21 protein-coding genes are annotated in these 26686 nt (G+C 73.4%); 14 read left to right on the plus strand and 7 right to left on the minus strand.

Annotated features, from left to right (window positions below; translation table 11 throughout):
* Nucleotides 1-76: 76 nt before the first annotated feature.
* Complete coding sequence (locus LV457_RS07135) at nt 77-532, minus strand: STAS domain-containing protein (protein ID WP_232170087.1); 456 nt, start codon at nt 530-532, stop codon at nt 77-79.
* Nucleotides 533-674: 142 nt separating this feature from the next.
* Nucleotides 675-1922: a DNA polymerase domain-containing protein gene (locus LV457_RS07140; RefSeq protein WP_232170088.1), complete on the minus strand. Its 1248-nt coding sequence runs from the start codon at nt 1920-1922 to the stop codon at nt 675-677.
* Nucleotides 1923-1977: 55 nt separating this feature from the next.
* Here LV457_RS07140 and fadD2 point away from each other — a divergent pair, with 55 nt between their 5' ends.
* Nucleotides 1978-3744, plus strand: coding sequence for a long-chain-fatty-acid--CoA ligase FadD2 (gene fadD2 / locus LV457_RS07145; protein WP_232170089.1), 1767 nt, complete (start codon nt 1978-1980; stop codon nt 3742-3744).
* Here fadD2 and LV457_RS07150 read toward each other — a convergent pair whose 3' ends face one another.
* From LV457_RS07150 to LV457_RS07165, 4 genes are all read right to left on the minus strand, one after another.
* Entirely contained in the window at nt 3745-4788 is a 1044-nt protein-coding gene (locus LV457_RS07150; protein ID WP_232170090.1) for an ABC transporter permease, read from the minus strand.
* Between the two features lie 19 nt (nt 4789-4807).
* Entirely contained in the window at nt 4808-7006 is a 2199-nt protein-coding gene (locus LV457_RS07155; RefSeq protein ID WP_232170091.1) for an acyl-CoA dehydrogenase, read from the minus strand.
* Nucleotides 7007-7083: 77 nt separating this feature from the next.
* The gene (locus LV457_RS07160; protein WP_374198751.1) at nt 7084-8058 is read right to left on the minus strand and encodes a 2-hydroxyacid dehydrogenase; all 975 of its coding nucleotides are present in this window, start codon (nt 8056-8058) and stop codon (nt 7084-7086) included.
* Between the two features lie 67 nt (nt 8059-8125).
* Nucleotides 8126-8776: a TetR/AcrR family transcriptional regulator gene (locus LV457_RS07165; protein WP_374198752.1), complete on the minus strand. Its 651-nt coding sequence runs from the start codon at nt 8774-8776 to the stop codon at nt 8126-8128.
* A gap of 51 nt (nt 8777-8827) precedes the next feature.
* Between LV457_RS07165 and LV457_RS07170 the strand changes: the two genes are divergently transcribed.
* The 13 genes from LV457_RS07170 to eccE all read left to right on the plus strand — a co-directional run bounded on the left by LV457_RS07170 (nt 8828) and on the right by eccE (nt 25478).
* Nucleotides 8828-9712: an oxygenase MpaB family protein gene (locus tag LV457_RS07170; RefSeq protein ID WP_232170093.1), complete on the plus strand. Its 885-nt coding sequence runs from the start codon at nt 8828-8830 to the stop codon at nt 9710-9712.
* A 19-nt stretch (nt 9713-9731) separates the two neighbouring features.
* Nucleotides 9732-10619, plus strand: coding sequence for a class I SAM-dependent methyltransferase (locus LV457_RS07175; RefSeq protein WP_232170094.1), 888 nt, complete (start codon nt 9732-9734; stop codon nt 10617-10619).
* A gap of 100 nt (nt 10620-10719) precedes the next feature.
* A complete protein-coding gene (gene eccA, locus LV457_RS07180) occupies nt 10720-12561 on the plus strand; it encodes a type VII secretion AAA-ATPase EccA (RefSeq protein WP_232170095.1) in 1842 nt (613 codons plus the stop codon).
* On the plus strand, nt 12551-14119 hold the full coding sequence (eccB, locus tag LV457_RS07185; RefSeq protein WP_239030458.1) for a type VII secretion protein EccB: 1569 nt from the start codon (nt 12551-12553) through the stop codon (nt 14117-14119). Before eccA ends, eccB begins: the two co-directional genes overlap by 11 nt.
* The gene (gene eccCa, locus LV457_RS07190; protein ID WP_232170097.1) at nt 14116-18138 is read left to right on the plus strand and encodes a type VII secretion protein EccCa; all 4023 of its coding nucleotides are present in this window, start codon (nt 14116-14118) and stop codon (nt 18136-18138) included. The genes eccB and eccCa overlap by 4 nt, the downstream gene beginning before the upstream one ends.
* Nucleotides 18138-18446, plus strand: coding sequence for a PE family protein (locus tag LV457_RS07195; protein WP_232170098.1), 309 nt, complete (start codon nt 18138-18140; stop codon nt 18444-18446). The genes eccCa and LV457_RS07195 overlap by 1 nt, the downstream gene beginning before the upstream one ends.
* Before the next feature lie 39 nt (nt 18447-18485).
* Complete coding sequence (locus LV457_RS07200; protein WP_232170100.1) at nt 18486-20084, plus strand: PPE family protein; 1599 nt, start codon at nt 18486-18488, stop codon at nt 20082-20084.
* 49 nt (nt 20085-20133) lie between these two features.
* A complete protein-coding gene (locus tag LV457_RS07205) occupies nt 20134-20430 on the plus strand; it encodes a type VII secretion protein EsxS (RefSeq protein ID WP_232170101.1) in 297 nt (98 codons plus the stop codon).
* Between the two features lie 28 nt (nt 20431-20458).
* The gene (locus LV457_RS07210; protein WP_232170102.1) at nt 20459-20746 is read left to right on the plus strand and encodes a WXG100 family type VII secretion target; all 288 of its coding nucleotides are present in this window, start codon (nt 20459-20461) and stop codon (nt 20744-20746) included.
* An 82-nt stretch (nt 20747-20828) separates the two neighbouring features.
* Entirely contained in the window at nt 20829-21584 is a 756-nt protein-coding gene (locus tag LV457_RS07215) for an ESX secretion-associated protein EspG (RefSeq protein ID WP_374198770.1), read from the plus strand.
* Nucleotides 21585-21598: 14 nt separating this feature from the next.
* Nucleotides 21599-23026, plus strand: a complete 1428-nt coding sequence (eccD, locus tag LV457_RS07220) for a type VII secretion integral membrane protein EccD (RefSeq protein WP_232170103.1) — start codon at nt 21599-21601, stop codon at nt 23024-23026.
* A 122-nt stretch (nt 23027-23148) separates the two neighbouring features.
* On the plus strand, nt 23149-24483 hold the full coding sequence (mycP, locus tag LV457_RS07225; RefSeq protein WP_232170105.1) for a type VII secretion-associated serine protease mycosin: 1335 nt from the start codon (nt 23149-23151) through the stop codon (nt 24481-24483).
* Complete coding sequence (gene eccE, locus LV457_RS07230) at nt 24480-25478, plus strand: type VII secretion protein EccE (protein ID WP_232170106.1); 999 nt, start codon at nt 24480-24482, stop codon at nt 25476-25478. Before mycP ends, eccE begins: the two co-directional genes overlap by 4 nt.
* Here the strand turns inward: eccE and LV457_RS07235 are convergent.
* A complete protein-coding gene (locus LV457_RS07235; protein ID WP_232170107.1) occupies nt 25465-26658 on the minus strand; it encodes a S9 family peptidase in 1194 nt (397 codons plus the stop codon). The genes eccE and LV457_RS07235 overlap by 14 nt on opposite strands.
* Nucleotides 26659-26686: the final 28 nt, after the last annotated feature.

A 26686-nucleotide genomic window follows, 5' to 3' on the forward strand; every position in this document is an offset into this window, starting at 1 on the left:
GGTGCGACCGCGCGGTGACGGCGGCCGAACAGGTACTGCAGCCAGCGGATGTCGATGAGCATGGGAAACCTCTCGGTCAGACGGCTTTGGTGAGCAGCGGCAGCAGTCGGCGCCGCTCGTTGATGGCATCGGAGAATGCGTGCAGCGCGTGCGGCACGGAGTCCGCGCAGGGATAGCCGGCGGCGTCGCCGTGGTGCTGCACCGTGCGCGCGACGGCGGCATTGGGCACCAGGCACCAGCCGACACCCACCGCCTGGCACCGGACCTCGAGCGCGTCGAAGAGTCCGAGAGCTTCCGCCGCGAATTCGGTGATATCGCTGAGATCGAGCACGACGGGCTTCTCGGGCAATACGAACCGGGTGACGTGCCGAATCAGCTGGTCCAGGTTCGGCCCGTCGGCCCGCCCCGCGACGGAGACCACCGTGGCGAGCTGCCGGCATTGCGTGCGGATCTCCGCCCCGTCGCAGTCGAGGGCCGGATTGCCGTAGCGGAAGCCATTTTTCGAGGCGGCGCCGATGGTGGAGAGAGTCACCGCGAGCCTCCCTTCTCTCGCTGCGCGAGCGACGGCCCGATACCGTCGTCACGTCGTATAGCCATGACGCTAGGGGGCCAACCTAAGGGTCCGGGGAGTAGCCTTTAATACGTCGCTAAGAAAAGCGGTCAGCAAATCGCGGTCAGCGGCGGAACTGGCCGCCGGAGTAGTTCTCCCACGGGCTGTAGTCCGCGATCAGCTCCTCCTGCGGCGGTCGGTCCGCCTCGGCGACGTGCTGCAGGTTCACCCGGATCCGGTACCAGATCGAGCTCGGCCCGCGCATTCCGTCCACCAGCACGTCGATCGGCTGCAGCTGGTCGGACGCCCGCGGATGGCGCTCCCGCCACACCTGCAGCGCCGCCATCGCCTCGTCCTTCGTCTTGGTGCGGGCGATCTCGATGAGCGGCATCGTGGACTGCCGGCGCCCCGTTCCGTCACCGCGGCGGGCGCCGCGCGGCGCCTTCTCGGCCGGCCCCAGCTCCTCGGCGAGCGTCAGCAGCGCGTCGAGCCCGCCGGCGGCCTCGGCCATCGGCTCCCACGGGTCGCCGATCTCGGCGTAGCGGGCGGGCACGGTCCGCAGCGTGAACGCCTCCGCGCGGCAGTCGGCCACCTCGTCCCAGTGCAGCGGCGTGGAGACCCGCGCGTCGGGGGTCGCCCGCACCGAGTACGCCGACGCCACGGTCCGGTCCTTGGCGTTCTGGTTGAAGTCGACGAAGACGCCCTCGCGTTCCTCCTTCCACCACCGGGCGGTGGCCAGGTCGGGTGCGCGGCGTTCGACCTCGCGCGCCACCGTCTCGGCCGCCAGCCGCACCTGCTTGTAGGGCCAGTCCGGCCGGATGCGCGCATAGATGTGGAAGCCCCGCGACCCCGACGTCTTCGGCCAGGCGGTGAGCCCGTGGTCGGCGAGCACCTCGCGGGCCACGGCGGCGACGTCGAGGATCTGCTGCCACTCGACGCCGGGCATCGGGTCCAGGTCCACCCGCAGCTCGTCGGGGTGCTCCAGATCGTGCGCCTGCACCGGGTGCGGGTTGAGGTCGACGCAGCCGAGGTTCACCGCCCACGCCAGCCCCGCCGCGTCGGAGATCACCGACTCCTTGGCCGACGTTCCCGAGGCGTACCGCAGCTCCGCGACGTCGATCCACGCGGGCCGCTTCTCCGGCGCCCGCTTCTGGAACACCGCCTCGTGCGAGATGCCCTTGACGAAGCGCTTGAGCACCATGGGCCGGCCGGCCACCCCGCGCAGCGCGCCGTCGGCCACCGCCAGGTAGTACTCGATGAGGTCGAGTTTGGTGACGGGCGGGCGGCCGGCGTAGGCGGGGAACACCACCTTGTCGGGGTTGGTCACCGACACCTCGCGACCCGCGACGTTCAGCGTCAACGGCCGCGCCATCGCACCATGCTAGTTCTCGGTGACCGTGAGAGCCCGGTCACATAGGGTGTTCCGCATGTCGCCGCTGAACGTCGCCGCCGTCGCCAATCACGCCGCCGCGAAGGCCAAGCAGTACGCAGGGCGGGGAGCCGCGGAGCTGCACTACGCGCGCAAGATGTTGGAGGCGGGCGCGTTCAAGGTCGAGCCGCCGCAGCACGTCGCCGCCATGGTCGCCGACATCGTCCGGTGGGGCGAGTTCGGGATGCTGCCTGCGCTCAACGCCCGCCGGACCCCGCACAAGGCCGCGGTGATCGACGACGAGGGCGAGTTCACCTACGCCGAGCTCGACGCTGCGGCGCACGCCGTGGGCAACGCGCTGCTCAAGAAGGGCGTCACCGGCGGCGACGGGGTGGCGATCCTCGCCCGCAACAGCCGCTGGTTCCTGGTCGCGGTGTACGGCGCGGCCCGGGCCGGGGCGCGGATCATCCTGCTGAACAACGAGTTCTCGGCGCCGCAGATCAAAGAGGTGTCCGAACGCGAGGGCGCCAAGGTGCTCATCTACGACGACGAGTACACCGCCGCGGTCGCCAAGGCCGAGCCCGAGCTGGGCAAGCTGCGCGCGCTGGGCACCAACCCCGATTCCGACAAGCCGTCGGGCAGCGCCGACGAGACGCTGGCCGACCTGGTGGCCCGCAGCGATTCCACGCCGGCGCCCAAGGTGACCAAGCATTCCTCGATCATCATCCTCACCAGCGGCACCACCGGCACCCCCAAGGGCGCCAACCGCGGCACCCCGCCGTCGCTGGCGCCGATCGGCGGCATCCTGTCGCACGTGCCGTTCAAGTCCGGTGAGGTCACCTCGCTGCCGGCGCCGATGTTCCACGCCCTGGGCTACCTGCACGCGACCATCGCGATCATGCTCGGCTCGACGCTGGTGCTGCGGCGCAAGTTCAAGCCCGTCACCGTGTTGGAGGACTTGGAGAAGCATCGGGCCACCGCGATGGTGGTAGTGCCCGTGATGCTGTCGCGCATCCTCGACGCGCTGGAGAAGATGGAGCGCAAGCCCGACCTGTCGAACCTGCGGATCGTGTTCGTTTCCGGCTCGCAGCTGGGCGCCGAGCTGGCGCAGCGGGCGATGCGCGACCTGGGCCCGGTGGTCTACAACATGTACGGCTCCACCGAGATCGCGTTCGCGAGCATCGCCCGCCCGCAGGACCTGCAGAAGAACCCGGCGACCGTCGGGCCGGTGATCAAGGGCGTCAAGGTGCGCATCCTCGACGAGCACGGGAAGGACGTGCCGCGGGGCGAGGTGGGCCGCATCTTCGTCGGCAACACCTTCCCGTTCGAGGGGTATACCGGCGGCGGCGGCAAGCAGATCGTCGACGGCCTGCTGTCGTCGGGCGACATGGGCTACCTCGACGAGGACGGCCTGCTGTACGTCACCGGCCGCGACGACGAGATGATCGTGTCGGGCGGCGAGAACGTGTTCCCCGCCGAGGTCGAGGACCTCATCAGCGGCCACCCCGAGGTCGTCGAGGCCACCGCGCTCGGCGTCGAGGACAAGGAGTGGGGCGCGCGGCTGCGGGCGTTCGTCGTGCTGCGCGACGGCGCCACCGTCGACGAGGACGGCATCAAGGCCTATGTGCGCGAACACCTGGCGCGGTACAAGGTGCCGCGGGAGGTGGTGTTCCTCGACGAGCTGCCGCGCAACCCGACCGGCAAGATCCTCAAGCGGGAGCTGCGGAAGGTTTCGGTCGGCGGAGCCGACGATCAGGCCCCGGTGGACGGAGCCGACGACACCCCGTCCGACGGCCGGTCGGACACGCCCGCCGAGGCGACGTAGCTACGCCGAGCGCCGCTGCCGGCGGTGCCGGTAGGCGGCGGCGGCGACGGTGAGCGCGACGGCGCCGACCGCCCAGATTGCCAACACGACGACGTTCGGCGCGGCGCCGACGCCGTCGAAGTACACGATGCGCCGGATGGCGTCGGTGCCCGCGCCGTTGGGCAGCGCGCTGCTGATCGCGCGCCAGAACGGCGGCAGCAGGCCGGGCTGGTAGGCGCCGCCGGCCGACGGGTTGCCCAGGATCACGAACAGCAGCACCGTGAGCCCGATGCCGAACACCCCGAACAGCATCTGCAGCGCGATCGTGACCGCGGCGGCGACCAGGGAGACGAGCGCGCCGATGCCGGCGATCGGCCAGAAGTGGCCGGCCATCGCGTGCAGCAGCGGTCCGGCGATCAGCGCGCCGCCCAGCCCGCTGAGCAGGCTGTAGGGCACGGTGGCGCCCAGTCGCCACAGCGCGCGCGGGAAGTTCGCCGGCCGGGCGCCCTTGGCGATGCCGAGCATCGAGCCGAACAGGTAGCCGCCCACCGCCCAGCCGACGACGAGGTAGAAGCCCGACAGGCCGCGCGCGTCGCCCGGCTGCACCGGCACGACGTCGTCGACGGTAACCGTGCGCCGCTGCTGCAGGTCGGCCTGCTCGAAGAGCTGCTCGACGGCGGCGGCGATCGACGTGCCGCCGCCCGACGCCACCAGCAGCGTGTCCGCGGGCTGCGCGGCGTCGACCACGAAGACGGCGGAGGTCTCGCCGCGGCGCAGCGCCTCGCGGGCAGCGTCCACGTCGTCGGACGTGACGGCGTTGACGGGTTCGCCGGTGATGTGGTTCAGCCGGTCGACCACCTGCCCGGCGACCGGCGGGGGCGCGACCACGGTGACCGGGATGCGGTGGGGCGCCGGGGCGTGGAACGCGCCGATGTAGGACAGGATGAACGCGAACTGCAGGGCGAGGACGCCGATGCCGAGCGCCAGGCTGCGCGGTGAGACGGCGTCCCGAAACCGGTCCGCGACGGTCTCCGGTGGTTCGGGCGCGACGTGTCGGTTGGTCATGGGGTCAGGGATCCTGGCGTTACGGGTCGCGCGGCAGACCCAGCAGCCGCTCGGCGATGATGTTGCACTGCACTTCGGTGGTGCCGCCGTAGATGGTGGTCGCGCGGCTGCCCAGCAGGTATTCCACCCATTTGCCCTGCAGCTCGTTGTTGTCGCCTATCGCGCCGTCGAAGCCGAAGGACTCCACCGCGAACTCGGCGTAGCCCTGGCCGGTGCGCATCGACAGCAGCTTCGAGATGGCCGCCGACGGCATCGGATCGCCACCGGAGAGCGTCAGCAGCGTCTGGCGCATGTTCATGATCTTCGCGGCGTGTCCCTCCGCGATGAGCTGCCCGGCGCGGTTCTGCGCGATCTGGTCGAAGTGCCCGTCCCGCACGAAGCCCACCAGCCCGTCGAGGTTGGCCAGAAACGGCGGCTCGCTGCTGCCGATGGAGACGCGCTCGTTGGTAAGCGTGTTGCGGCTGACCTCCCAGCCGCGGTTGACCTCGCCGAGCACCAGCTCGTCGGGGATGAAGACGTCGTCGATGAAGACGGTGTTGAACATCGCGTTGCCGGTCAGCTCCCGCAGCGGGGACACCGTGACGCCCTCGGCGTGCATGTCGAGCAGGAAGTAGGTGATGCCCTGATGTTTGGGCGCGCTCGGATCGGTGCGGGCCAGCAGCGCGCCCCACTGCGAGAACTGCGCGCCGGTGGTCCAGATCTTCTGCCCGGTGATGCGCCAGCCGCCGTCGACCTTGGTGGCCTTGGTGGCCAGGCTCGCCAGGTCGGAGCCGGCGCCGGGCTCGGAGAACAGCTGGCACCAGATCAGCTCGCCGCGGAACGTCGGCGGCAGGAAGCGCTGCTTCTGCTCCTCGGTGCCGTAGGCGACGATCGACGGCACGAGCCAGGCGGCGATACCGAGCTGCGGCCGCTTGACCCGCCCCGCGGCGAACTCCTGGGCGATGATGATCTGCTCGATCGGCTTGGCGTCGCGGCCCCACGGCTTCGGCAGGTGCGGCTGCACCCAGCCGCCCTCGGCGATCGCGGCGTCGCGCTCCTCGCGGGGGATCTGCTTGAGCGCAGCCACCTCTGCGCGGATCTCCTCGCGCAGCTTCTCGGTGTCGGGATCGAGGTCGATGGTGAGTTCCCGCATCCCGGTGGAGGTGGCGGTGTCGACGACGCGCTGCGGGTAGTCGGCGCGACGGCCGAACGCGGCGGCGATGCCCAGCGCGCGGCGGTAGTAGACGTTGGTGTCGTGCTCCCAGGTGAAACCGATGCCGCCGTGCACCTGGATGCATTCCTGCGCGCAGTGCTGGGCGGCGGCCGGCGCCAGGGTCGCGGCGACGGCGGCGGCGAACTCCACCTTCGGAGTCGTTGCGTCCCAGCCGTGTTCGCGCGCCTCGTCCAGCGCGCGGGCGGCGTCCCACACCGCGGCGGTGGCCCGCTCGGTGTCGGCGATCATTTCGGCGCACTTGTGCTTGATGGCCTGGAACTGGCCGATCGGGCGGCCGAACTGCTCGCGGATCTTCGCGTAGCCGGCGGCCTCGTCGGTGGCCCACTTCGCGACGCCGACGGCCTCGGCCGACAGCAGCGTCGTGATGAGCGCCCGGGCGACGACCCCCTCGAGGTTCGACAGCACCCGGTCGTCGCCCACCTCGACGGCGTTGGCGCGGACGTGGGCGATCGGGCGCAGCGGGTCGACCGCCTTGACGGGCTCGATCTCCAGGCGCTCGGCGTCGAGCACCACCCACTCGGTGGTGGATTCGATGGCCACCGGCAGCACCAGCAGCGAGGCCTGCGCGGCCGCGGCGACGGAGCGGGCCTCGCCGCGGATGACCAGCGCGTCGCCCTGTCGGGTCGCGGTGAGGCCGGAGGCCAGCGCATAGGTGGCGATCGCGGCCCCGGACGCCAGGTCGGCGAGCAGCGGCGACGCTTCGTCGTGCGCGGCGATCAGCGCGCCGGCGATCACCGACGGCACGAACGGTCCGGGCACGGCGCCGTAGCCGAACTCGGCGAGCACGACGGCCAGCTCCAGGATGCCGAAGCCCTGACCGCCCACCTGCTCGGACAGATGCAGCCCCTGTAGGCCCTGTTCGGCGGCGCTGCGCCAGTACGGCGGGGGATTGTCCAGCGGCGTCTCGAGCGTCTCGTGGAGCAGCTCCGAGGGCGCCACCCGCTCGACCAGCGAGCGGACCGAGTCGGCCAGGTCTTCGTGCTCAGGAGTGATTGCGATCGGCATTCGTTGCCTCCTCGTCCCCGCTCGGGCCGCAACCCGATCAAATAACCGGTCGGTTGGGAGGAAGGATACCGAAGGAGTCAGCCCTGGCCGCCGTCGACCACGTCCACCAGGTCGTCGCCGGCGTAGAGCCGGCGGCAGTTGTCGACGGCGCGTTGCAGATAGCGCCGCATGGTGTCGGCGGTGTACCAGGTGACGTGCGGCGATACGACGGTGTTGGCGAGCCGCAGCAGCGGGTTGTCGGTGCTCACCGGCTCCTCGGCGAACACGTCGAGACCCGCCGCGCCCAGCCTGCCGTCGCGCAGCGCGTCGGCCAGCGCCGCCTCGTCGACGATCGCGCCGCGCGACGTGTTCACCAGCACCGCACCCGGTTTCAAGTGCGTCATCGCGTCGCCGTCGAGGAGGCCGGCGGTGGCGTCGGTCAGCGGCAGGTGCAGGCTGACGATGTCGGAGCTGCGCAACAGCTCGGCGAGCGGGCGCCAGGCCGGGCTGCCGTCGTCGCGGGTGCTGGTGTGCAGCACCGTCGCGTCCATCGCGGCGAGAATCCGTTCGACGCGCCGGGCGATGTTGCCGTAGCCCACCAGCCCGACGGTGCAGCTGCCGATGTCGCGCACCGTCTCGCCAAGCGCCGGATCGTTGGGCCAGCCGGTGCCGGCCCGCGTGCGCCGGTCCTGTTCGGGTAGGCGGCGCAGCGCGGCCAGCATCAGCAGCACCGTGCCCTCGGCGACCGACGGTGCGTTGGCGCCCGGCATGTTCGCGACCGCGACGCCCTGGCGGCGGGCCGCATCGACGTCGATCGTGTTGACCCCGGCGCCGAGCTTGTGGATGAGCCGCAGCCGCGGGGCGCGTGCGATGTCCCGGGCGCTGATCGGCCGCAGCACGTGCCAGATCACCTCGGCGGCGGGCAGCGCGCGGAAGAAGGCGTCGTCGTCGTGCTCGTCGCACCAGGTGATGTCCAGCCAGTCCGCGCGCACGCCGGCCTCTCCCAGCACGCGATGCACCGACGGGGTGGGCGTGAAGCGGGCGAGCACCGACAGCGGCGGCGGAGCGGGCACGTCGCGAGCGTAGTGCGGCCGTTCACCCTGCCTCCAGGGTGAGCGCCAACGCAGCGACGCCGCCGCGTCAGCGGTACAGCCCCGGGTCGCCGAGCTGCTCGATGACGGCGGTGAGCTGGTCGACGAGCTCGTCGTTGGTCAGGCGCACAGCCCCGGCCAGCCACGCGCTCACCGTCTGCCCGACGCCGCCGACGACGAAGTGCGCGGTGGCCTTGAGGCGCTCGTTGTCGCTCATCCGCAGCGCGTCGCGGGCGTGCCGGCCCGACAGCATCGCGAACAGCGCACCGGATTCGGCCCGCTTGCGCACCACCACGGCGTTGGCGAGCTGGGGGTCGAACAGCAGCCGGCCGATGCGGGGATCGCCGGCGATGGTCTCGACGATGGTGGCCATGCCGGCCCGGGTCTGGTGCTCGGGCGGCGCGGCGGCGACGCTGGCCTGCGTGCGCTCGGCGAGGTCGGCGATCACCGCGTCGAAGATCGCGGCGGTGAAATCGTCGCGGTCGGTGAAGGATTCGTAGAAGTAGCGCGCCGCCACGCCGGCCCGGCGGCAGGCGCCGCGCACCGTCAGCTCCGTCAGGTCGGTGCCGGCGCCCAGGATGTCCAGGCCCGCCGCGAGCAGCCGCGCTCGCCGCCCCGCCAGCCGGTCGGCGGCGGCCACACCGGCGTAGGGACGGCTCACGTCCTCGATGTTGACACCACCGCGAAGCCGAGGCAACATCAGGAAACACGCGTTCGCAGATTTGCGCACGCCCGAGGCGAGGTGGCCGACATGACGGTGAGTGAATCGCTGAGCCGGGACGAGCGCCCGGCGGGTGCCCGGCCGCGGCGCACCCGGCGCGGCCCCGGTTTCGACGACGGCGTGATGGGTGTGGCGCTGCTCGCCGGCCCCGCCAACGTCATCATGGAGCTGTCGCGCCCCGGCGTCGGCTACGGCGTCATGGAGAGCCGGGTGGAGAGCGGACGGATCGACCGGCACCCGATCAAGCGGGCCCGCACCACGTTCACCTACATCGCCGTCGCCACCAAGGGCACCGACGCCCAGCGGGCCGCCTACCGCCGCGCGGTCAACGCGTCGCACGCGCAGGTGTACTCGACCGCGGAGAGCCCGGTCAGCTACAACGCCTTCGACAAGGACCTGCAGCTGTGGGTCGCGGCCTGCATCTATCGGGGCACCGTCGACATCCTGCGGACGTTCGTCGGCGAGCTGGACGACGAGACGGCCGACCGCGTTTACCGGGAGAGCGCCGCGATCGGCACGACGCTGCAGGTGCCGCCGGACATGTGGCCGAAGGACCGCGCCGCCTTCGAGCGCTATTGGAACGACGCGCTCGCCGAGGTGCACATCGACGACGCGCTGCGCGAGTACCTGTATCCGATCGCTGCCGGCCGGGTGCCCGGTGTCCGGCTGCCATCGGCTGTGCAGCGCCGGCTGGACGAGGTGAACCTGTTGATCACCGCGGGCTTCCTGCCGCAGCGGTTCCGCGACGAGATGCACTTCGACTGGGACGACGACAAGCAGCGTCGGTGGGACCGGCTGATGGGCGCGGTGCGGGCGGTCAACAACGTGCTGCCGCGGGTCGTCCGGGAGTTCCCGTTCAATCTCTGCCTGGTGGACCTCGACCGGCGGATCCGGGCCGGCAAGCCGCTGATCTGACCGGCCTAAGCTCTCGCTCATGCGGTACGAGGGCGACAGCTGGGACATCACCACGAGCGTGGGGTCCACCGCGCTCTTCGTCGCGGCGGCCCGGGCGCTGCACGCCCAGCGGCCGGACCCGCTGGCGGTCGACCCGTTCGCGGAGGTCTTCTGCCGCGCCGTCGGCGGCGACTGGGGCGCGCTGCTCGACGGCAACGCGCCCGAGCACGTCCTCGAATCCGAGTTCGGCCAGTTCTTCCGCACGTACCAGGGCGCGCGGACCCGCTACTTCGACGACTACCTGCTGCGGGCCGCCGCCGCCGGGATCCGGCAGGTGGTGATCCTCGCGGCCGGCCTCGACTCGCGGGCCTACCGGCTGGACTGGCCCGCCGGCACCCGGATCTTCGAGCTGGACCAACCGGCGGTGCTGCAGTTCAAGGCCGACGCGCTCGACGGAACGCCGCCACGGGCGAAGCGGCGGGCGGTTGCGGTCGACCTGCGCGAGGATTGGCCGACCGTGTTGCGGCAGCACGAATTCGACGGCGACGTGCCGACGGCGTGGCTGGCCGAGGGGCTGCTGATGTATCTGCCGGCCGCGGCGCAGGAGCAGTTGTTCGCCGGCATCGACGGCCTGTCGGCGCCGGGCAGCCACTGCGCGGTGGAGCAGGCCGCCCCGCTGCCCGCCGACGTGTTCGCGGCGGCGGCCGCGGAGGAAGCGGCCGACGCGCAGCGCCGCGGCACCTTCTTCACGCTGATCTACAACGAGGACGTGCCCGCCGGACCGTGGTTCTCCGAGCGCGGCTGGCGGGCCGAGACCACGGCCCTGCCGCAGTACCTCCAGCAACTGGGTGAACCCGTGCCGGCGCCCGATGCCGAGCACGGGCCGATGATGCAGAACATGCGCCTGGTGAGTGCCGTCAAGCGCTGACGGACGTCTCGACAGTTAGCTTAGGCAATGCTAACGTCGCTGCGATTCCGGCGGGGCATCACAGCTTCGCGGGGGCTGACACTCGCAGGCATGGAGACCGATGACAACGGGCAGTGGTATCGCCGCGCCGCGGGTGGACCGCGACGTGGTCAGCCGGTTCGCGACGTGCTGTCGCGCCCTGGGCATGACGGTCTACGACCGGACCCGGCCGGCCGACCTCGACGCCGCACGCTCCGGCTTCGAGGCCCTCACCCGCGTCGCGCACGACCAGTGCGACGCATGGACCGGCCTGGCCGCCGCCGGTGACGTCTCACCCGCCGTGCTGCAGCAGGTGCACCGCACGGTCGCCTCCGCCGGATTGCTGCAGCGCGAGATCGAGCTGCCCCCAGGCGCACTGGGATTCAGCTACGACACCGGGCTGTACCTGACGTTCCGCGCCACCGGCCCCGACGACTTCGCGCTGGCCCACGCCGCGGCGCTGCTCAGCGCGGGGGAGTATGCGCGCGCCGACGCGCTGATCGGCGAGGTGGCCCAGCGGCGCGGTGAGTGGCTCGACGCGCGCTGGCTGCAGGTCGCGCTGCACTACCGGGCGCAGCGGTGGTCCGACGTGGTGCGGCTGCTCACGCCGATCGTCAACGACCCCCGGCTCGACGAAACGTTCCGGCACGGCGCCCGGACGGCGTTGGGAACCGCGCTGGCACGCCTCGGGATGTTCGCTCCGGCGCTGTCGTATCTGGCGGAACCGGCCGGTCCCATCGCGGTGGCGGCGGTCGACGGCGCGCTTGCCAAGGCGTTGGCGCTGCGCGCGCACGGCGAGGACGACGAAGCCGGCGACGTGCTGGCACAGCTGTACGCAGCAAACCCGGGAAACGAACAGGTCGAGGCGGCCCTGTCCGACCCGACCTTCGGGATGGCGACCACCACCGCCGCGCGGATCGATGCCCGCACCGACCCCTGGGACGTCGACACCGAACCTGGCGAAGCCGACTTCATCGACCCCGGCGCGCACGAGCGCAAGGCCAGCCTGCTCGCCGAGGCCGAAGCGGAGCTGTCGCTGTTCATCGGCCTCGACGAGGTCAAGACGCAGGTGTCGCGGCTCAAGAGCTCGGTGGCGATGGCGCTCTTGCGCCAGGAGCGGGGGCTGGCCGTCGCCAACCGGTCGCACCACCTGGTGTTCGCCGGCCCGCCCGGCACCGGCAAGACCACGATCGCGCGCGTCGTCGCGAAGATCTACTGCGGCCTGGGCCTGCTCAAGCGGGAGAACGTCCGCGAGGTGCACCGCGCCGACCTGATCGGCCAGCACATCGGCGAGACCGAGGCCAAGACCAACGCCGTCATCGACAGCGCGCTCGACGGGGTGCTGTTCCTCGACGAGGCGTATGCGCTGGTGGCCACGGGCGCCAAGAACGACTTCGGGCTGGTGGCCATCGACACGCTGCTCGCGCGGATGGAGAACGACCGCGACCGCCTGGTCGTCATCATCGCCGGCTACCGCGCAGAACTCGACCAGTTCCTCGACACCAACGAGGGCCTGCGGTCGCGTTTCACCCGCTCGATCGACTTCCCGTCCTACACACCGTCCGAACTGGTCGAGATCGCCACCTCGATGGCGGCCATGCGCGACAGCACCTTCGAGCCCGCCGCCGCCGACGAACTGCGGCGGCTGTTCGCCGCGCTCGTCGACACCGAGTCACCCGACACCCGCGGGGTGGCGCGGCGCAGCATCGACATCGCCGGCAACGGACGGTTCGTGCGCAACATCGTCGAGCGCTCGGAAGAGGAGCGCGAGCACCGCCTGGACAACTGCGGACTTACCCAGTTCACCGACGAGGAGCTGATGACCATCACGCTCGACGACGTGCGGAACGCCGTCGTCCCGCTGCTGCAGGGCCTCGGACTGCCGGCGCCGGCCGCGCACGCGAGGAGCGGTTCTGGTGGCTGAGCGCGAGGACGACCGGCGCGGCTTCGCGTCGCGCACCCCGGTCAACACCCACCCCGACGGCATCACCTACCGCCGCGGTTTCGTCACCCGGCACCAGGTGTCGGGCTGGCGATTCCTGATGCGGCGCATCGCGTCCGGCGTCGCGCTGCACGACACCCGGATGCTCGTCGAACCGCTGCGCACCCAGTCGCGAGCGGTGATGACGGGCGCGCTCGTGGTGATCACCGGGCTGTTGGGCTGCCTCATGTTCTCCTGGATCCGGCCCGGCGGCGTGCCCGGCACCGAGCCCGTGCTCGCCGACCGCGACACCGCCGCGCTCTACGTGCGCATCGGCGACACGCTGCACCCGGTGCTCAACCTGACCTCGGCGCGGCTGATCGCCGGCGAGGCCGCCAAACCCCGCATGGTGCGCGGTTCGGAGCTCGACTCCTTCCCCCGCGGCAGCCTCGTCGGCATCCCGGGCGCCCCGGAACGCATGGTGCAGAGCACCTCTCGCGACGCCGACTGGACCGTCTGCGACGCCGGCCCGGCGTCGGGCGTCACGGTGATCGCGGGTGCGCCGGCAAGCGGCGGCGAACGGGCCGCGGTGCTGCACGACGACGAGGCGGTGCTCGCCGACAGCGGCGCCGGGACGTGGCTGCTGTGGCAGGGCCGCCGCAGCCGGATCGACCTGGCCGACCGCGCGGTGACCGGCGCGCTGGGCATCGGCCCGGGCGCGGCGGTGCGGCCCGTCGCCGACGGCCTGCTCAACGCCGTCCCCGAGGCACCGGCCCTGCGCGCACCCGCCATCCCGGGCGCGGGGTCGCCGGCGCCGTACGCGCTGCCGGTCGCCGCGCCCGTCGGCGCGATCGTGGTGTCCTACACCGCCGACGGCGCGCTGCGGCACTATGCGGTGCTGCCGACCGGTGTGCAGCAGGTGTCGCCGGTGCTCGCCGCGGTGCTGCGCAACACCGACTCGTTCGGGCTCGACCAGCCGCCCCGGCTCGCCGCCGACGAGATCTCGCGGCTGCCGGTGGCCGACACCCTCGACGCCGACGCGTTCCCGGCGCGGCAGGTGGAGCTGCGGGACGCCGGCGCCGATCCGGTGACCTGCGCCCACTGGTCGAAACCGGACCGGGCGGCGACGAGTTCGCTTGCGCTGCTGGCCGGTTCGACGCTGCCCATGGCCGACGGCGTGCAGGCGATCGACCTCGTCGGGGGCGGGAGCGGCGGCACCGCGCAGCGGATCGCGATGCGCCCGGGCAGCGGATACCTCACCCAGATCGTCGGCCCGCAGCCCGCGGCCACCACCGCCGGATCGCTGTTCTGGCTCGCCGACACCGGTGTGCGGTACGGCATCGAAGGCTCCCGCGACGGGATCGGCGGGTCCGGCGGCTCCGGCGACGTCGAAGGGACCGTCGCCGCGCTGGGCCTCGCCTCGCCGCCGGTGCCGGTGCCGTGGGCCGTCGCGGCGCTGTTCGCCCCGGGCCCCACGCTGTCGCGCGACGACGCGCTGGTGGCCCGCGACAGCCTCGGAACGGCCGCCGTGGCGGCCCGCCGCATCGAGGAGACACCATGAGCAGAGTCATCTTCGAGGCGCGGCGGCGGCTGCCGGTGCCGGGCGCCCGGCGGGGCGTCATCACCATCGAGCCGCCGCCCGAACTGCCGCGGCAGATCCCGCCCTCGCTGCTGCGGCGCGCGCTGCCCTACCTCATCGGCCTGCTGATCGTCGGCATGATCGTCGCGCTGGTGGCCACCGGCATGCGGCTGATGTCGCCGACCATCCTGTTCTTCCCGTTCGTGCTGCTGCTCGCCGCGACGGCGCTCTACCGCGGCTCGGACACCAAGGTGCGCACCGAGCAGATCGACGCCGAGCGCGCCGACTACCTGCGGTACCTGTCGGTGGTGCGCGACAACGTCCGCGCCGCGGCCGCCGAGCAGCGCGCCGCGCTCGAGTGGTCCCACCCCGAGCCGGCGAACCTCGCGCACGTTCCGGGATCGCGACGGCAGTGGGAACGCGATCCGGGCGACGCCGATCACCTCGTGGTCCGCACCGGCCGCGACGACGTACCGCTCGCGACCGCGCTGCGGGTCACCGACATCGCCGACGAGGTGGACCTGGAACCGGTGTCGCACACCACCCTTCGCGGGTTGCTCGACACCCAGCGCACCGTGCGCGACGCCCCGGTGGGCATCGACCTGCGGGCCGTCTCGGCCGTCATGGTGCTCGGGGAGCGCGACGAGGTGCGCGCCGCGCTGCGGGCCTGGCTCGCCCAGGTGATCACCTGGCACGACCCGACCGTCGTCGGCGTCGCGCTCGCCGGCCCCGACGTGGAGAGCGACGCCTGGTCGTGGCTCAAATGGGTGGCGCACGTCGACATCCCGGGTGAGGTGGACGGCGTCGGGCCGGCGCGGTACCTCACCGCGGACGCCGCGGCGCTGCCGTCGCTGCTGGCGCCGGCGCTGCGCGGCCGCAACGCGTTCACCGGCGGGCGCGACGACGCGCTCAAGCACCTGGTCGTCATCGTCGACGACCCCGACGCCGACGTCGACGCGCTGTTCGGCCGCACCGGCGTGGCGGGCGTGACGGTGATCGCCCGCTCGACCACGCCGCCGCACCCCGAGCAGTACCCGCACCCGGAGCGGCCGGTCCTGCGGCTGTCGGCGGGCGCCTGGGAGCGGTGGGGCAGCGGCGGCTGGGAGCCCTACGTCGCCGCCGCCGACACGCTCGCCGCCGACGACGCCCGGCACCTGGCCCGGCGGCTGGCGCGCTGGGACTCCAACCCGCTGCACACCGGCCTGCGGTCGGCTGCCACCGGCGGCGCCGCCTTCACCACGCTGCTGGGCATCCCCGACGCCGCCGCGCTCGACGTGCCGGCGCTGTGGGCGCCGCGGCGCCGCGAGGACGAGCTGCGAGTGCCCATCGGCGTCACCGCCACCGGCGAACCGCTGTACTTCGACCTCAAGGACGAGGCGGAGGGCGGCATGGGCCCGCACGGGCTGATGATCGGCATGACCGGCTCCGGCAAGTCGCAGACGCTGATGTCGATCCTGTTGTCGCTGTTGACCACTCATTCCGCCGACCGGCTCATTGTCATCTACGCCGACTTCAAGGGCGAGGCCGGCGCGGACATCTTCCGGCACTTCCCGCAGGTCGTCGCGGTCATCTCGAACATGGCGGACAAAAAGGCGCTCGCCGACCGGTTCGCCGACACCCTGCGCGGCGAGGTGGCGCGGCGCGAGCGGCTGCTGCGGGAAGCGGGCCGGCGCATCCAGGGCAGCGCGTTCACCTCGGTGACCGAGTACGAGAACGCCCAGGCGGCCGGGGCGAGCGGAGCGACGGGGGATGGGCCGGCGCACGACCTGCCGCCGATCCCCACCCTCTTCGTGGTCGCCGACGAGTTCAGCCTGATGCTCGCCGACCACCCCGAGTACGCCGAGCTGTTCGACTACGTCGCCCGCAAGGGCCGGTCGTTCCGCATCCACATCCTGTTCGCCTCACAGACCCTCGACGTGGGCCGCATCAAGGACATCGACAAGAACACGTCGTACCGGATCGCGCTGAAGGTGGCCAGCCCCAGCGCATCTCGGCAGATCATCGGTGTCGAGGACGCCTACCACATCGAGAGCGGCAAGGACCACAAGGGCGTCGGCTTCCTGGTGCCGGCCCCCGGCGCGGTGCCGGTCAAATTCCGCAGCACCTACGTCGACGGCATCTACGACCCGCCGCGCGTCGAGCCCGCGGTGGTGCTGCGTGCGACGCCCGAACCCCGCGAGTTCCCGGCCGGGCGCGTCGAACCCGAGCCGGAAACCGTGATCGTCAAGGCCGCCGACGCCGGGCCGGCGAGGGTGCCGCAGAAGCTGATCGCCACCATCGGCGACCAGCTCGCGCAGTACGGCCCCAAGGCGCCGCCGCTGTGGCTGCCGCCGCTCGACGAGCCGATCCCGCTGCCCGGGCTGCTGGCCCGCGCGCAGGTCGCCGAGCGGCAGTGGCGGTGGCCGCTCGGCGAGATCGACCGGCCCTTCGACATGCGGCGCGACCCGCTGCTGTTCGACGCCACCTCGGCGGCGGGCAACCTGCTCATCCACGGCGGCCCGAAGTCCGGCAAGACCACCGCGCTGCAGACGTTCGTGCTGTCCGCGGCGGAGCTGCACTCGCCGCGCGACGTCACGTTCTACGGCATCGACTACGGCGGCGGGCAGCTGCGCGCGCTGGCGTCGCTGGCCCACGTCGGCAGCGTGGCGTCGACGCTGGAGGACGAACGGATCCGGCGCACCTTCGGTGAGCTGACGCAGCTGCTGCAGCACCGCCACCGGCTGTTCCGCGACCGCGGCGTGCACTCGCTCGAGCAGTTCCGGGCGCGGCGGGCAGCAGAACCGGAACTCGACGACGGCTTCGGCGAGGTGTTCCTCGTCATCGACAACCTGTATGCGTTCAGCCGCGACAACACCGACCAGTTCACCACCCGCAACCCGCTGCTGGCGACGGTGACCGAGCTGGTCAACACCGGGCTGTCCTACGGCATCCACGTCGTCGTCACCACCCCGAACTGGATCGAGGTGCCGCTGGCGATGCGCGACGGGCTCGGGCTGCGGCTCGAGCTGCGGCTGTCCGATCCGCGCGACAGCAACGTGCGGGTCGTCGGGGCGCTGCGCCGGCCCGCCGAGGCCGTGCCGCACGACCAGCCCGGCCGCGGCCTGACCATGGCCGCCGAGCACTTCCGGTTCGCCGCACCGCGACTCGATCGCATCGCCGGGATCAACGCCCGCCATCCCGGCATCTCCGCGCCGCCGGTCCGGCTGCTGCCCACCGACCTGTCGCCGGCCGAGCTCGGGCCGCTTCACCCGGCACCCGAGCAGATCGTCATCGGCCGCCGCGAGACCGACCTCGCGCCGGTGCGGCTCGACCTCGCCCGCAACCCGCTGGTCCTGCTGCTCGGGGACACCCGGTCGGGCAAGACGACGTTCCTGCGCCACGTCATCCGGACGATCCGGGAGCACTCGACGCCCGAGCAGGTGGCGTTCACCGTCGTCGACCGGCGGCTCCACCTGGTCGACGAACCGCTGTTCGCCGACAACGAGTACACCGCGAACCTCGACCGCATCACCCCGGCCATCCTCGGGCTGAGCGCGCTGCTGGAACGGCGCCGGCCGCCGGCGGGCCTGTCGCCGCTTGCGCTGCGGGCGTGGACCTATCAGGGGCACACGCACTACCTGATCGTCGACGACGCCGACCAGATCCCCGACGGCCCGGCGCTCACCGGTCCCTACGCCGGGCAGCGGCCGTGGACCGCCCTGCTGCCGCTGCTGAGCTCCGCCGCCGATCTCGGGCTGCGGGTGATCGTCACCGCGCGGGCCAGCGGATCTGGGCACGCGCTGCTGACCAACCCGCTGCTGCGTCGCCTCAACGACCTGCAGGCCACCACGCTGCTGCTGTCGGGCAACCCGCAGGACAGCGCCAAGGTGCGCGGCGTGCGGTTCAGCCGGCTGCCCGCGGGCCGGGCGGTGCTGCTCGACGAACGCGACGAACCCAGCTACGTCCAGCTCGTCAACCCGCTTGTCGCCGAACACTCTTCACAAGGAAAGGACCACCGCTGATGACGCTTCGCGTCGTACCCGAAGGACTCACCGCCGCCGGCGCTGCCGTCGAGGCGCTCGCCGCGCGGCTGGCGGCCACCACGGCCGGCGCCGCGCCGGCGATCGGCGCCGTCGTGCCACCCGCCGCCGACCCGGTGTCGCTGTCGACCGCGGCCGGCTTCTCCGGGCATGGCGCCGAGCACGCGACCGTCGCCACCCAGGCCGTCGAGGAACTGGCCCGCGCCGGCGTCGGCGTCGGGCAGGCCGGCACCAGCTACGCCACCGGCGACGCGCAGGCCGCCACCGCCTACCTCACCGCACGCGGCTGAGCTCGTGTCTTTCCCCGTCGCTCCGCTCGCCCCGGGATCATGACCGCCCCCATCTGGTTCGCCTCACCCCCGGAGGTGCACTCGGCGCTGCTGTCCGCCGGCCCCGGCCCCGGGGCGCTGCTGGCCGCCGCGGGGGCGTGGACGACGCTCGCCACCTCCTACACCGAGGCCGCCACCGAACTGACCGCGCTGCTCGACGCCGTGCACGCCGGCTCGTGGCAGGGGCCGAGCGCCGAACAGTACGTCGCCGCGCATACGCCGTACCTGGCGTGGCTGCAGCAGGCGAGCGGCAACGCCGCCGCCGCCGCGGCGCAGCACCAGGCCGCGGCCACGGCCTACACGTCGGCGCTGGCCGCCATGCCGACGCTCGGTGAGCTGGCCGCCAACCACGCGATCCACGGGGCGCTGCTCGCGACGAACTTCCTCGGGATCAACACCATCCCGATCGCCCTCAACGAAGCCGACTACGCCCGGATGTGGGTGCAGGCCGCCACCACCATGAGCAGCTACCAGGCGGTGGCGGGCGCCGCGCTGGCCGCGACACCGGCGACGCTGCCCGCGCCCACCGTGCTGGCCCCGGGCGTGGGGGAGGCGGGCGCGGCCGTCGCGAGCCTGCAGCAGGGCGGCGCGCAGGCCCGGGCGGCGCAGTCCGGGCTGGCGCTGCAGAACAGCGACCTCATCTCGCAGCTGCTGCAGTACTACCTCGACTACACCTATTCGCTCTACGAGCCGATCATCGACTTCCTGCAGGACCCGATCGGCAACACCCAGCAACTGATCGTCGGGCTGCTCACCAACCCCGGCCCGACGCTCGTGCAGTACGGACCGTTCCTGTTCGCCGTGCTCTACCAGGTGGTCTCCTGGATCGGCGCCTCACTCACCTATCCGCAGTTGCTGCTGCAGCCGCTGCTGGCGATCGTGTTGCCCATCGCGATCAACCTCGGTCAGCAGCTGCTCCAGCAGTTGCCGCCACCCGCCGCCGCGCCCGCCGCCGAACCGGCGCCCGCGCCGCAGCAGGCGCCCGCCCCGGCGCCCCAGGCCGAACGGCAGAGCGGGTTCCCCGGAGCCGGGCTGCCCGCCGGCAGCTCGGCCGGGATGACGGCGAGCAGCGGGGGCGCCGGCAGCCCCGGTACGTCCGCCACCGCTGCCCCGTCGGCGCCGGCGCCCTCGCCCACCCCCTACGCGGTCCGCGGCGACGACCCCGGCGAGGGCTCCACCCCGACGCTCACCGACCGCACCGGCGCGACGGCGCCCGCCTCGGACATGGCGGCGTCGTCGGCGGCCGCGGCGGCAGCGGCCGCGCAGGCACGCCGCCGGGCCCGTCGCCGCCGCGGCGCCGGGGTCAAGGACAGGGGTCACCGCGACGAGTACATGGACCTCGACGCCGGGGCCGACTTGCCGCCCGACCCCGCCGACGCGCCGCGCGGCGCCGCCCGCCCCACCACCGGGGCGTCCGAATCCGGCGCCGGCGTGCAGGGATTCACCGGAACCGTCGCCCGGCCCGGCACCGCGGCCGGCCTCACCACACTCGCCGGCGACCCGTTCGGCGGCGGACCCGTCGAGCCGATGCTCCCCACCACCTGGGATCCCGGCGCCGACACGTCACCGGACCGGGCGGAAGGGGGCCGCGAGCACTGACCCGTAACCACCCGACCGGCCACCCGAACACCATCCGAAAGGACACCCGATGAGCCTCCTCGACGCTCACATCCCCCAGCTGATCGCCGCCGAGTCGGCGTTCGGCGCCAAGACCGCGCTGATGCGCAGCACCATCGCCCAGGCCGAGGAGGCCGCGATGAGCTCGCAGGCCTTCCACATGGGCGAGTCCTCCGCCGCGTTCCAGGCCGCGCACGCCCGCTTCGTCGAGGTGGCGGCGAAGGTCAACCACCTGCTCGACGTCGCGCAGGCGAATCTCGGTGAGGCCGGCGCCACCTACACCGCCGAGGACTCCGCCGCCGCCGGCCGCTACGGCACCGCGCTGTAGAGCCACCCGAAACACCCAGGGAGACACCATGAGCCAGATCATGTACAACTACCCGGCGATGCTCGCGCACGCCGGGGAGATGAACACCTACGCCGGCGTGCTCGCCGCCGTCGGCGCCGACATCGCCAGCGAGCAGGCCGCGCTGGCCGGCGCCTGGCAGGGCGACACCGGCAGCACCTACCAGGCGTGGCAGGCGCAGTGGAACCAGGCGATGACCGAGCTGGTGACCGCCTACCGCGCCATGGCGGGCACCCACGAATCCAACACGCTGTCGATGAACGCGCGCGACGCCGCCGAAGGCGCCAAGTGGGGCTGAGCTGGTCAACGCAGTCGAGCTGACGGTCGAGCAGGCCTGGTACCTCGCCGAGCAGACCGGCGCCGGGAGCTTCCCGTGGGTCCTGGCGATCACCCCGCCCTACACCGACGCCACGCAGCGCGGCGCCTTCGCCGCCGCCCGCCGCGACGAGCTGCGGGCGCTCGGCATCGTCGACGGCAACGGCGCCGTGGACGCCCGGGTGGCGCGGTGGGTCCGCCTGGTCTGCCACCCGCAGCGGTGGCTGGAGCTGCGCTTCGTGGGCCGCTCTCCGAACGTGCTGCGCGGGATCGTCGCCCGCCGCGGCGACGAGACCGTGGTGTCTTTCCGCAACGCGCAGCTGGTCACGTTCACCGCGATGCGGATCGACCACCCGCAGGCGCTGGTGCCGGTGCTGGTGGCCGGCCTCGACGGCCGCCCGCCCGCCTGGTGCGCCGAGTTCCGGCTGCCGGCGGCGGCCGGCGCCCGCGCCGACGAGCGGATCCGCGGCGGCGCCGACGTCGCCGACGTGCTGGCGTTCGCCGGCGTGCCCGTATCGGCGCGGCCGCTCGCCGAGGCGGTGTTCGCCGGCGACCGCAGCTACGTCGAGGTGGTCGCCGGGGCCCGCCGCGACGGCGTCGTCGCCACCTCTGAGGTCGGGATGAGCGTGGTGGACACCCCGCACGGCCGACTGGTCGTCAGCGCCGCCCGCGCCCACGACGGCGAGTGGATCTCGACCTTCGCGCCCGGCACGCCGCTGGCGATTGCGCGCGCCGCCGAGGCGCTTTCCGCCACGCTGCCCGACGGGCAGTGGTTCCCCGACACCACCCTGACCCGGGACTTCACCGCCCGCCGGGCCTGACACGAAAGACACCGATGCCCGACAACACGCTCGCCCACCGCTTCGCCGGCGCCGACACCGCGCTTCCCCTCGTGCGGGTGGCGGTGGTGTCCGACACCCGCCTCGTCGAGCTGGCGCTGCCGGCCGACCTGCCGCTGCGCGAGATCCTGCCCGCGGTGCAGCGGCTCGCGGCGCCCACCGACCCCGACGAGCCGGCCACCGGCCCCGCCGAACAGCTGAGCCTCGCACCCGTGGGCGGCGCGCCGTTCAGCCTCGACGCCACGCTGGACACCGTCGGCGTCCTCGACGGCGACCTGCTGGCGCTGCAACCGGTGCCGCGCGGTCCGGCGGCGCCCGGCATCGTCGAGGACATCGCCGACGCGGCCGTCCTCTTCTCCGCGTCCCGGTTCCGGCCGTGGGGTGCCGCGCACCTGCAGCGCGGCGCCCGGCTGGCCTTCGCCGGCCTGGTGCTCGCGGTGACGGGCGGGGCCGTCGCGCAGCACCTGGCCGACGGCGGCATCGCCGGCCCGCTCACCGCCGGCGCCGCCGCGATCGTCACCGTCGTCGCCGCCCTGGTCGCCGGCAGCCGCTCGCCCGGCGTCGCCGCCGAGCTGTCGGTGCTGGCGCTGGCGCCGGTCGCCGCCGCGTTCGCGCTCGCGGTGCCGGGTGACATCGGACCCGCGCACCTCGTGCTCGCCGCCGCCGGCGTGACGGCGTGGTCGCTGATCAGCGTGATGCTGACCGACCGCCGGGTCGCGATCCTCACCGCCGCGGCCGTCGTCGGTGTCGGCGTGCTGCTCGCCGCGCTCGCCGACACGCTGTGGGAGCTGCGCACGCAGACCGTCGGCGCCGGCGTCATGGTGTTCGCGCTGCTGGTCACCGTCTGCGCGGCGCAGCTCTCGGCGGCCTGGGCGCGGCTGCCGCTCCCCGCGCTCCCCGCGCCGGGCGACCCCACCCCGTCGGCGCTGCCGCTGCGGGTGCTGCAGGACCTGCCGCGCCGGGTGCGGGTGAGCGACGCCCACCAGACCGGGTTCATCGCCGGCGCGGTGCTGCTGTCGGTGGCCGGATCGCTGGCCGTCGTCGCGCCGTCCGCCGCGCCGGGGGCGGTGGCCTGGTACGTCGTCACCGCGGCCGCCGCCGCGTCGGCGCTGCGCGCGCGGGTGTGGGACTCCGCGGCCTGCAAGGCGTGGCTGTTGGCGCATCCGTACCTGCTGGCGGCGGCGGTGCTCGTCGCCTCGCTCGCCGCCGGCGACCACGGCACCGCGCTCGGCAGCGTCCTCGCGCTCGCGGTGCTCACCGCCGCGTGGGTGGTCGTGGCGCTGAACCCGCGCATCGCCGCCCCGGACACCTATTCGCTGCCGGCCCGCCGGCTGACCGGGTTTGCGGCCGCGGCGCTCGACGCGTCGCTGCTCCCGGCGATCGCCCACCTCGTCGGCCTGTTCGACGCCGTCCTGAACCGATGACGCCCCGTTGCACCGCGAGCGTGCGTGTCTGCACGCCGACACGGCGCGCATACCGGACAACCGCGCACGCTCGCGGCAATCGAGCGCGCACCGTTGTCCGCGCGGGCGCCCTGGCCGCGGCGATGCTGCTCACCGGCACGCCGGCCGCCGGGGCGATTCCGCCGCCGCGGGCCGACGCCGCCGCCCTGCCCGCCGACCCGGCGCCGGGCGGCGCGGCCATGGAGCAGCGCACCCAGTGCACGGCCACCTCGCTGCGGCCCGGCACCGACGTGCGCGCGGTCCCGCCGAGCCAGGCGATGCTGGACCTGCCCGACGCGTGGCGGTTCTCCCGAGGCGAGGGGCAGACGGTCGCCGTCATCGACACCGGGGTGCAGCCCGGTCCGCGGCTGCCGAACGTCGAGCCCGGCGGCGACTACCTGGCCGCCACCGACGGCCTCACCGACTGCGACGGGCACGGCACGCTGGTCGCCGGCCTCATCGCCGGCCAGCCCGGCCCCGACGGCTTCTCCGGCGTGGCGCCGCGCGCCCGGCTGGTGTCGCTGCGGCAGAACTCGGCGAACTTCGCGCCCCGCGCCACCGGCGGCGACCTAACCGGCGTGCGGATCGCCACCGACGTCGCGACGCTGGCCCGCGCCGTCGTACACGCCGCCGACCTCGGCGCCCGCATCATCACCGTCGCGGTCGTCACCTGCCTGGCCGCCGACGAGCAGGTCGACCAGGCGGCGCTGGGCGCGGCGCTGCGCTACGCCGCCGTCGACAAGGACGCGGTGATCGTCGCCGCGGCCGGGAACACCGGCACCTCGATCGCCGGCACGCAGTGTTCGGCCAACCCCCTGCCCGACGCCGGGCGGCCCGGCGACCCCCGCAACTGGGCGGGCGTCACGTCGGTGTCCATCCCGTCGGTGTGGCAGCCGTACGTGCTGTCGGTCGGGGCGGTCGGCAGTTCGGGTGCGCCGTCGCGCTTTTCGATGGCCGGCCCGTGGGTCGGCATCGGTTCGCCGGGGGAGAACGTCGTCTCGGTGTCCAACGCCCCCGGCGGCGGGCTCGCCGACGGCGTCCCCGGCAACGACGGCACGCTGTTGCCGATCAACGGCACCAGCTACGCCGCCGCCTACGTCTCCGGGGTGGCCGCCCTGGTGCGCAGCCGCTTCCCCGAGCTGTCCGCCGCCCAGGTGATCGACCGGCTGACCCGCACCGCGCGCCAGTCCGCGCGTACGCCGTCGAATCTGGTCGGCGCCGGCACCGTGGACCCGGTCGCGGCGCTCACCTGGGAGCTGCCCGCCCGCGCGGCCGACGAGGCGCCGACCCGCCCGGTGGCCGCGCCACCCGAGCCCGCGCCCGCCGACGCGACGCCGCGGACCGTGGCGCTCGCCGGTACCGGCGTGCTGGCGGTGGTCGCGGCGCTGGCCGCCCTGCAGATCCGCGCGATCAGACGACGAAAGGACTTGTCCTCGTGAGCGTTTCGAGTGGCCGGCGACCCGGCACGGCCCGACTGACCGTGGTCGCGCTGGCCGTCGTCGCGGCCGTGCTGGCCCAGCCGTGGTCGACGGTCCGCGAGCGCTGGGTGCTCGGCGCGGCCGTGGCGGTGGTCGTGCTCGCGGTGGCGTACCGGCGCGGCAGTGACGCCACCACGCTGCTGCGCCGCCGCGTCGCGCTGTGGCGGCGCCGCGGCAGTGGCCCCGACCCGCGCGGGCTGTCGGCCACCGCCACCGACGTGCGGACGACGGTGGTGGCCGCGCTCGCGCCCGCGGCCGACCTGCCCGACCGCGTCCCGGCCGAACTGCTCGCCGGCTACCTGCACCGGTACGGACTGCGGTGCGAGGCGGTGCGCATCGTCAGCTGCGACGGCGTCGCCGGCCGCAGCACCTGGGTGGGCCTCACGCTGTCGGCAGCCGCCAATCTTCCGGCGCTGCAGGCACGTTCGGCCGAGCTGCCGCTGCAGCAGACGGCGACGGCGGCGCTGCGCCGACTCGCCGACCACCTGCGTGAGCTCGGCTGGGAGGTGCGCACCGTCGACGCCGACGACGTACCCGCCGTGCTGACCGGATCGCGAACCGCGCGCGAGACGTGGCGCGGCGTCGCGGACGGCGACGGCCACCTCGCCGCGTACCGGATCCGCGTCGACGACGCGCTGCCGCAGCGGCTCACGCAGGTGTGGCAGCACCCCGCGCGCCAGACGTGGACCGTGCTGGAGCTGACCGGTTCACCGGGGGCGGTGACGGCGAGCGCGGCGTGCGCGTTCCGCACCGACGAGCAGCCCGGCGCCGGGGCGCCGCTCGCCGGGCTGACCCCGGCGCACGGCGACCACCGGCCGGTGCTGGCGGTCATCGACCCGCTGTCCACCCGACTGCTCGGGAACGCGACGCCGGTGTCGGACGCGGACCTGGCCGGCATCGACTGGGCGAGCGGACGCCGGGCCGCCCTCGAAGACGAACCGGTCAGTCGAACATGACGTCGCCGAGGAAACGCGTCATGCGGCGCAGGTAGTCGCCCTGGCTGACGTGCACGATGTGGTTGCCCGGGAACCAGTGGAACGCGCACCGGTCCCAGTGCTCCCACAGCAGCTCCGCCTGCTCGGGCGGGGCGAGCCGGTCGCCGAGCCCGGTGATGATGAGCAGCCGGTCCTTGTCGACCACCGGTGCGTAGTTCAGCGGCGAGTGGAACGCCGACGCGGCGACCTGCTCGTCGTGCGTACCCGTCAGCTTCCGGCCCAGCGCCACCAGCAGGTTCGCCGGGAACCACTCGTCGAAGGCCGATTCCGGCGTCACCACCGGCACGTTCGGGATGACGGCCTGCAGCCGGTCCTCGACGGTCGCGAGCAGCGCCGCGGTGTAGCCGCCCAGCGACATGCCCGTCAGCGCGATCCGGTCGACGCCGGTGAACTCCAGGTAGTCGACCACCGAGCGGAAGTCGTACACCGCCTGCGCCACGGCCTCCGACAGGCCGGCCATGCCGTGCGAGAAGTAGCCGTAGCCGCTGAACGGCGAGAACCGCTCGGCGCGCGCACCGTGGAACGGCAGCTGGTACAGCAGCACGTCGTAACCGGAGCGGTAGAACCACGGCAGCGCGAAGAACTGGCCGTTGAACAGGTATGCCGAGCCCATGAACCCATGAATGACGCACAGTGTGGGCCGCGGCCCGTCCTCGTGCCGCCAGTGCTGTGCGTGCACCACGTTGTTGCGGCCGTAGCCCCGCCACTGCTCACGCATCGCGGGGTTGACGGCCTCGAAGCTGCTGGCGAACCGGATGTTGTGGACCCGGCCGTGCGCCATCCGCTCGGCGACCGGATTGGCCGGTCGTGAGGACACCCGCGGCGGCGCAGTCGGTTTCGGGAACGACAGCGTCGCGTCGCGGTGGGCGGCGAGCTCGGCGTAGCACCGCAGCGACTCGCGTTCGCGACGGCCGGCGGCGGGCCGCAACACCGTGGCGGCCATCGGGCCGAGCATGGCGCCGCCCACCAGCGAGGCGAGCGCGGTGCGCAGCGCCACGTCGGCCAGCGCCGACGAGTCGACGATCAGCCGGTTGCGCAGGCTGAGCTCGGAGCGGTCGGGCAGCCCGTGCGGACCGGCGTCGGCGCCCGCAACGTCCGGCAGCGGAACGGGCGGATCGAGGGGAGCGACGTCAGTCGTCATCCGGGTGCCTTTCGCGGGCGGGAGGCCG

This window comes from Mycobacterium sp. MYCO198283 (genome assembly GCF_021213805.1).
Lineage (GTDB): Bacteria > Actinomycetota > Actinomycetes > Mycobacteriales > Mycobacteriaceae > Mycobacterium.